Source organism: Pseudomonas sp. NY15374 (assembly GCF_048068255.1).
In the GTDB taxonomy this organism is placed as follows: Bacteria; Pseudomonadota; Gammaproteobacteria; order Pseudomonadales; family Pseudomonadaceae; genus Aquipseudomonas; species Aquipseudomonas machongensis.
Window position 1 is genome coordinate 1 of the sequence record NZ_JBLUPZ010000022.1, and the last position, 7,168, is coordinate 7,168.

At 61.1% G+C, this 7,168-nt stretch carries 13 protein-coding genes; 12 read left to right on the forward strand and 1 reads right to left on the reverse strand.

Annotation, left to right across the window (positions count from 1 at the left end; translation table 11 throughout):
* The first annotated feature begins 162 nt into the window (after positions 1 to 162).
* The 9 genes from ACNFHO_RS27220 (at position 163) to ACNFHO_RS27260 (ending at position 3,729) form a co-directional block, all read left to right on the forward strand.
* Positions 163 to 354: a hypothetical protein gene (locus ACNFHO_RS27220; protein WP_186720876.1), complete on the forward strand. Its 192-nt coding sequence runs from the start codon at positions 163 to 165 to the stop codon at positions 352 to 354.
* Positions 351 to 527: a hypothetical protein gene (locus ACNFHO_RS27225; protein ID WP_416767943.1), complete on the forward strand. Its 177-nt coding sequence runs from the start codon at positions 351 to 353 to the stop codon at positions 525 to 527. The genes ACNFHO_RS27220 and ACNFHO_RS27225 overlap by 4 nt, the downstream gene beginning before the upstream one ends.
* The gene (locus ACNFHO_RS27230) at positions 518 to 640 is read left to right on the forward strand and encodes a hypothetical protein (RefSeq protein ID WP_416767944.1); all 123 of its coding nucleotides are present in this window, start codon (positions 518 to 520) and stop codon (positions 638 to 640) included. Before ACNFHO_RS27225 ends, ACNFHO_RS27230 begins: the two co-directional genes overlap by 10 nt.
* A 44-nt stretch (positions 641 to 684) precedes the next feature.
* The gene (locus ACNFHO_RS27235; RefSeq protein WP_236183321.1) at positions 685 to 975 is read left to right on the forward strand and encodes a hypothetical protein; all 291 of its coding nucleotides are present in this window, start codon (positions 685 to 687) and stop codon (positions 973 to 975) included.
* 171 nt (positions 976 to 1,146) lie between these two features.
* Positions 1,147 to 1,878 (forward strand): hypothetical protein, encoded by a 732-nt coding sequence (locus ACNFHO_RS27240; protein WP_416767946.1) that lies wholly within the window; start codon positions 1,147 to 1,149, stop codon positions 1,876 to 1,878.
* Complete coding sequence (locus ACNFHO_RS27245) at positions 1,875 to 2,438, forward strand: siphovirus Gp157 family protein (RefSeq protein ID WP_416767947.1); 564 nt, start codon at positions 1,875 to 1,877, stop codon at positions 2,436 to 2,438. Before ACNFHO_RS27240 ends, ACNFHO_RS27245 begins: the two co-directional genes overlap by 4 nt.
* 9 nt (positions 2,439 to 2,447) lie before the next feature.
* Positions 2,448 to 2,972 (forward strand): single-stranded DNA-binding protein, encoded by a 525-nt coding sequence (locus ACNFHO_RS27250; RefSeq protein ID WP_416767948.1) that lies wholly within the window; start codon positions 2,448 to 2,450, stop codon positions 2,970 to 2,972.
* Between the two features lie 2 nt (positions 2,973 to 2,974).
* Positions 2,975 to 3,169, forward strand: a complete 195-nt coding sequence (locus ACNFHO_RS27255) for a hypothetical protein (protein ID WP_416767949.1) — start codon at positions 2,975 to 2,977, stop codon at positions 3,167 to 3,169.
* Positions 3,170 to 3,210: 41 nt separating this feature from the next.
* Entirely contained in the window at positions 3,211 to 3,729 is a 519-nt protein-coding gene (locus tag ACNFHO_RS27260; protein WP_416767950.1) for a hypothetical protein, read from the forward strand.
* On the opposite strand, the gene ACNFHO_RS27265 is transcribed toward ACNFHO_RS27260, so the two are convergent.
* A complete protein-coding gene (locus ACNFHO_RS27265) occupies positions 3,710 to 4,012 on the reverse strand; it encodes a hypothetical protein (protein WP_277687024.1) in 303 nt (100 codons plus the stop codon). The genes ACNFHO_RS27260 and ACNFHO_RS27265 overlap by 20 nt on opposite strands.
* A gap of 114 nt (positions 4,013 to 4,126) precedes the next feature.
* Here ACNFHO_RS27265 and ACNFHO_RS27270 point away from each other — a divergent pair, with 114 nt between their 5' ends.
* From ACNFHO_RS27270 to ACNFHO_RS27280, 3 genes are all read left to right on the forward strand, one after another.
* The gene (locus ACNFHO_RS27270) at positions 4,127 to 4,750 is read left to right on the forward strand and encodes a hypothetical protein (protein ID WP_416767952.1); all 624 of its coding nucleotides are present in this window, start codon (positions 4,127 to 4,129) and stop codon (positions 4,748 to 4,750) included.
* A gap of 652 nt (positions 4,751 to 5,402) precedes the next feature.
* Entirely contained in the window at positions 5,403 to 6,326 is a 924-nt protein-coding gene (locus ACNFHO_RS27275; RefSeq protein WP_416767953.1) for a DNA cytosine methyltransferase, read from the forward strand.
* Between the two features lie 299 nt (positions 6,327 to 6,625).
* Positions 6,626 to 7,168, forward strand: a 543-nt coding sequence (locus tag ACNFHO_RS27280) for a DUF3850 domain-containing protein (RefSeq protein ID WP_416767955.1), incomplete at its 3' end; no start/stop codon positions are given.

Sequence of the window (7,168 nt, forward strand, 5' to 3'; positions counted from 1 at the left end):
TCTGGCCGCACGGCGCCGCGACGCGAGCGATGCGCACAACGTGTACCACGAGGTGATGGCCGCGCCCTGCCCTGACGCAGTACTAGAGCGGCTGGCGCGCGATCTGCTGACACCATTCGCCGCCGCCGGAGTACAGGCCCAGGCCTACGAGGCACGGGAGCCATGAGCCCGCATGTTCTGATTGATCAGCAGCTTGATGCCTTGGTGCACCCGGGTACGCCAATCAGCTACTCAACAATCATCAGCCATCAGCTGACGGAAATGCTCCGCGACGGACGCATCACCATCGAAGAGTTCAACCACTACTGCGGGCGCCTCAACAAGATTGTTGATGGGCGCAAGGAGGTTGCATGACCACATCAATCGTGAAGACGCTCATCGACGAGCAGGTCGAGGAAGCGAAGGCCGCCCAGGTGCGCGGAACCCTCAAGTTTCCGGTTGGCATGCGTGTCGCCGATCTGCCCTACCCGATCAAAGCCGACTGGCTGAAGCGTCGTCCGATCGCCAGGCCGAGGCCATGCCCATGACCAACTACCAGCGTGCCCGCCGCATCGTCATCTGGCGCGGCTCATTCTCTGCCCTCTTCGCCTGTACCGCCTTCATGCTCGCCAGCGCACTGGCTGGCTCCATCACCCAATAACCAACTTATCAGCGCCCACCGCATGGATGGCGCGGGAGATTCGTATGTCTGAACAAAAACACACGACAGGCCCATGGTTCACGAAGCGAGAGGGATTCTCGACGGTCTACGTCGAAGCCCGTCTTCGCCAAGGCGTAATTCAAGAGGTTGCAGCTTGCGGCCCGACTGAGGCTGGCCAGGAGCAGCAAGAAGCCAACGCCCGTCTGATCGCTGCCGCGCCCGAGCTGCTGGAGGCGCTGGAAATGGCGATGGAGATCGGCGATCAGTGCTCTCGTGGTTTCCTGGGCAAGTTCCAAGAAAAAGCCCGCGCCGCCATCGCCAAAGCCACTTCCTAAATCACGTAGCCGAGCACGGCGGCCCTTCGGGATAACCGTACCCCATCGGGAGCGTAAGCGGCGAGAGCGCGCAACCATCCACCGCAGCCAGGGCCTGGTGGTACCTCCAATCCGGGTGACCTGGCATTTCCCCTTTCAACTAACGGCGCCGGCCAGGCGCGAGGTTTTCCAATGTCCACTACCAACATGCGCATCTGGGAGCAGGTGCAGACCACCGATACCCGCTACACCAAGAACGCCGAGGTCGGCGGCCAGAAGATCACCAGCCTGAACGGCACCGCAATGGTCATGAAGGCGACCGAAATGTTCGGCCCGGTCGGCATCGGCTGGGGCTGGAAGGTGCTGGAAGAGCGATTTGACGACGGCCACGAGGTGTTCGCCGGAGAAGGCGACAAGCGAATCTGCCTGGGCCGGGAGATCGGCCATACCGTCAAAATCCAGCTCTGGTTCATGCAGGACGGCCAGCGCGGCGAGGTCGAGCAGTACGGGTGCACCCGATACCAGTACAAGACCAAGTACGGCATGACCACTGATGGCGAGGCGCCGAAGAAGTCCCTCACCGACGCCATCAAGAAAGCTCTGTCCATGTTGGGCTTCAGCGCCGACGTCTTCCTGGGGATGTTCGACGACCAGAACTACGTCCAGCAGCTGCAGGCCGAGCAGGCCATCGAGCAGGCCGAAGACCGCCAAGCCGAGATCGAGCGCCAACAGCAGGAGCGCCTGGACTTCATCAAGAACACGATCGATACCATGCAGGGCGCGAAAAGCCTGCAGGAGCTCAAGAAGATCCACGATCACGCTGTTCGCCGCCTCACGGCGCGCCGGGACGAGCCGGGCGTCAAACGGATCGCCAAGGAACTGGCCACCCTTTCTCCTAACTTCACTCAGGGAGACGCAGCATGACCCAGCTCTACGCACTCACCGGCCAGATGGCCGAACTGGCTGCCATGTGCGACACCGACGACGAGGGGCTGAAACAGGCCATTCAGGACACCATGGCCGGCATCCAAGGCGAATTTGAGGTGAAGGCCGACAACATCGTCATGCTGCGGCGGAACATCGAAGGCGACATCAGCGCGATCGATGCGGAAATCGACCGCCTCAACGAACTCAAGCGCATCAAGGCCAACAGCGTGACGGCGATCACCGACTACCTGCGCCGGAACATGGACGCGGCCAACATCAAGTCGATCAAGCGCCCGCTGTTCACCATCAGCCTGGTCACCGGCAAAGAGAAGGTTATCGTCGACAACGAACAGGCGGTACCGGACGAGCTTACGTCGGTGGTGACCAAGATCGCGCCGGACAAAAACGCCATCGCCGCCAAGCTCAAGGCCGACCGCGAGCACAACGAGGCCGTCCGCAAGCGCATGGCAGCCGGCGAGGACTGCGAACACGAACTCATCCCAGAGCCAGCCTGGGCGCACCTCGAGCGCGGCGAAAGCTCAATCCGAATTAAGTAAGGAGGCCTCATGGCCCGTGGAGTAAACAAAGTAATTCTGGTCGGCACCTGCGGCCAGGACCCCGAGGTTCGCTACCTGCCCAATGGCAACGCGGTCACCAACCTGAGCCTGGCCACCAGCGAGGCCTGGAAAGATAAGCAGACTGGCCAGAAGGTCGAGAAGACCGAATGGCACCGGGTAGTGCTGTTCGGCAAGGTCGCCGAGATCGCTGGCGAGTACCTGCGCAAAGGATCGCAGTGCTACATCGAAGGCAAGCTCAAGACCCGCGAATGGGAGAAGGACGGCATCAAGCGGTACAGCACCGAGGTGCACGTTGACATCAACGGCACCATGCAACTGCTGGGCGGCCGGCCTGATAACCAGGGCGGTGGCCAGCAGCAACAGCAGCGCCAACCCCCGCAGCAACGACAGCAGTCGCAGCGCCAGCAGTACCAGCAACGCCCAGCGCCGCAGCAGAACCAGCAGGCCGCACCGCCGGATGACTTCTCTGACGACATCCCGTTCGCCCCGCTCCACCACCTGACGGGTGCATAGCCATGAGCGATTGCGGCGAGCATCCCAGCGTCTACTACCTTGGCCGGGAATGCCGCCGCAACGGTGGCGGCAAGATGGCCAACCCATTTACCTCATGCACGTTCCATGGCTCTTGGTGGCTGGCTGGATTCAACGACATGGATATGGAAATTGAGCAGAAAAATCCGAAGCGCGCTGCAAAGAACAAGGCGGCGTGAGCAGTTCAACCTACCGCCCAGCGGATTGAAGGAGGTGCCGTATGGCGATGGACCAGGCAGAGCGCGACAAGCGCCGGCGCGAGAAGGCCGAGCGCATGCAGGAAGAAGACCTGCGCTTGAAGGTTCGACCCGGGACTAAACAGGCCCTTCTGGAGCTGATGGAGTGGGCCGGGATCGAGGAACAGGGCGAGGCAATGACGCTGATGATCCATCACATCGAAGCGCTCGGGCATCACGCGCTGTTCAGGATTGCGCGCCACGAAATCGAAGCTCACCGAAATGTGGCGCGGAACGAGCCGCTGCGGCTGTCAGCCAGGAAGCGAACCGGCCAGCACCTGCGGGCGATCTGCGGATGGGCGGACGCCACCTGCAGCCAGTTGATCGAGGCGCTGATCCACGGTATTCACGCCCTGGGCCGGACGCACGCGGCGAAGTTTCTCACCCCGCCGCGCCATGAGATCAGAATCTCGCCGCGCCTTGCCCTGGCCTTCGATCGGAAGAGCATGCTGATGATCCAGCAAGACCCTGGCGACGAGGTACTCAGGCCAGCTTCAGCTTGAGAACCAAGTTGATAGCATCAGTCGATCCATCAGGAAGTGTCTCAGGAACAGTGGACACGACTTTCGCGTCGTGAATCCCACCACCTTTGAGGGTAATGATTGCATCTCCTGAGCCAGTCTCATCAGAACCAAAACCATATTGCCCGGACTTGAGGCTCACAGTGTGTAAGCCGTCACCAGAGCTGACAAGGTACACCGGGCCCTTTCCTTCCGAGCTTCGGTAAATCAAGTGATCACTTCCTCTGGTTACGAAAAGTCCTTCGATTTCCTGTTGCGATGGCATCACTGCGCTCCTTGTAGTCCGGCCCCATGCCGGTCACCCGTAATACCCCATCCCAAACCAAATTGCCACCATGCCGCCACCAGCACGGAGGGCGGCGCATGCATGGAGAAAGCCATGTCTCAGTTCTACCTGCAGGACAGTCGCATCGATGTTGGCGATGGTCTGATGTTCTGGGCCTTGGGCGGCGGGTACACCACCAGCCTCGACAAGGCCGAGCTGTTCACCCAGGAACAGGCCTGTGGCCACCGGGAAACAGACGTTCCATGGCCGAAGGACTACGTCGACGCCCGCGCACACCTCGGTGTAGACCATCAGCACATCAGCCTGGACGAAGCCAGCGACCAGCTGCTACCGGGATGCACTGTTGTCCTGCAGGTACCAGGGCGCTGGAACGGCAACGACATTGCATTTGCCAGGTGGCCAATAGGCCACACGTTCAGATTCGAGAAGGCACATCCACTCACCCTTGAGGCTGCCGAAGCGATCGGCAACACCCCAGAGGAAGCAGTGATCTGGCCATTGGCTTACCTCGAGGCAAAGGCCCGGCGCCTGGTGCACAAGCGTGACGTGAATATCAAAGAGGCCCTGCGCGGTACCGGTATCGAAATGGCGGTGCCGAGGAAGCAGCGCAAGCCCTGGGAGCGGCCACTCAACTGCCACGGCTGCGGACGCTTCATCAGCTGGGACGGCAGATTCCTCAACGACTGCCAGAACTGCGGCGCGAACAACTGCCCCTGACCCTCCGGCGCTGCCCGCCAGCGCCTTCCCCTATTCAACGATCACGCCTCCCGGCGAGGAGGGCTCCTGCACTTGGGACGAAGAGCACGTGGCGTTGAACAAAAACGGTCCAAAGCCTTTACCTAGACCACCTTTTTTAATATATTCGAGGTACGAGGACCATTCGTCCGCAGTCTGTACGGTACACAGCATGTACCGATTTTTGGGGTAAGCAACATGGCACGACCTTTTCAAGCACCAGATCCTCGTGATCGTTCCGTAAACGAGCCTACGCAAGTCGTAAGCGCAGCTCAGGTGATCGGGCTTCACAATCAGGAAAATCCGACAAACAAGAAAGAGCGCGTAGTAGATTCGGTAAAAGACTGGTACAAGCAGCGCATGAAGTCCTCTGGCTGGCATGATGCTGAGTTCCATGGGAACCAGGCTGTTTTGACTGCCAAGGTGACCCTCGGTTAAGGGGTACAGCTGCCAGGAATTACTTCTTGGCAGCTGCATTGCTGCTTCAAATCCGATTCACTCTCTCCTTCCTGTTCTTAGCCTTCCCTGGCTGATTAACCCCCCCACCAAATTCTCCTATCACCGTCTACAGCTGCGCTAGCGCGCCGTATTGGCAGCGGTTGGTCGCGAGAATTTCGCTGCAAAGGAATACAACGTGACCACAGCAATCGACCTGTTCGCCGGCCTCGGCGGATGGAGCACCGGCGCACGCGCCGCAGGCGTCCAGGTTCTCTGGGCGGCAAACCACTGGCCGGTAGCGGTTGAGTGGCACAGCGCCAACCATCCCGACACTCAGCACGTCTGCCAAGACCTGCACCAGGCACGTTGGGAGCAGGTTCCAGCCCACGACATCCTACTGGCCTCGCCCTGCTGCCAGGGCCATGCCAAGGCCCGCGGCAAGAGATCAGGCAACCCCGAGCATGACGCATCGCGCTCGACAGCCTGGGCGCCGGTAGCTGCCCTTGAATTCCACCGGCCCCACGCAGCGGTGATCGAGAACGTGCCAGAGTTCACTGACTGGGTGCTCTACCCGGCCTGGCTCCAGGCAGTGCAGGCGCTGGGGTATCAGGCTGCCCCGCACATCGTGGACTGCGCAGACCTTGGCGTGCCGCAGCATCGGGTGCGACTGTTCATGGTCCTGACGCGCAGCAAGGCACCGCTGATGCTGCAACTACCGCAGGAACGGCATGTTCCGGCTGCCAGCTTCCTCGACTTCAAAGCCGGGCGCTGGTCGCAGATCGAGAAGCCAGGCCGGGCCCAGGCCACGCTCGACCGGGTGCGCAACGGGCGCCAGCGCTTCGGCGAGCGCTTCATCATGCCCTACTACGGCAAGGGCTCCGGCACCACCGGCCGCGACATCAACCGGCCGATCGGCACCATCACCACCCTGGACCGCTGGGCCCTGGTCGATGGTGACCGCATGCGGATGCTCAGCGCCAGCGAGGCCCTCGCCGCGATGTCGTTTCCGGCGAACACCCTGCGGCCGGACAACCACCGGCTGACGATGCACTTGGCCGGTAATGCGGTACCGCCGCTCGCCGGGCAGCGGGTGATCGAAGCGCTACTGAAAGCTGCGTAGAGGCGCTACTACGCAATCATGACGATCGCCCAGTGGGAGTTGACTGTCGGAATTTCACCGGTTCCCTGCCTCGACGCAATCCAGGTTCTCGTCAGCTCAACATCGAGGCGCCAGCCATTGCTTTCCAAGAGCGCCATGGCGGTGCTAGTGACACGGTAATGACCGCATTCGTCGCACACCCACTCCTCGTAATCGCCAAGCGAATCAACAGTTGCAGCTGGGCCACCGCAAATCAAGCACGCCATACCCATCCCCTTTGACTGATCGCCCAACTGTAAACGATCAAGCGAGGTATCCCCATGCCCACAGAAAACCGATCCAGCAACACAGAGATGGTCAGCGTGCCGCGCGAGCATGAACTGAAAATTCGACAGACCCCGCTGGCTGACTTGCTCAGCGGCCTCAAGACCGGCGAGGTCCGGGATTGCTCGGATCGTAATTTCGCCGTGGGCGACACGGTTCTGCTCCGCGAGATCGATGATGCCCTCGACTACACCGGCACGGTTCTACGCCGGACTATCACCCATGTCCAAAAGCACTATGGCCTGCCGGATCACTTGTGCGTGCTGAGCTACGGCCAGCCAGCCCAGCACCAGGGCGAGCCGGTGGGCGAAGTCGTGGCATTCGGCAAGGGTCTGCATGAGATTGCTTGGGCTGCTGGGCGCATGCCAAGGCTCGGTGCCAAGCTCTACACCCACCCAGCGCTAGCAGATCCTGGCGAGCCTGAGCGGCTGCGAGCTGCTTTGAAGTTCTACGCCGACCGGGACCACTTCGCTGAAGACATTGGCAACGAATGGGACAGCGTGAGCGGCGAGCCCGCGAACATCCTCTGGCACGAACAT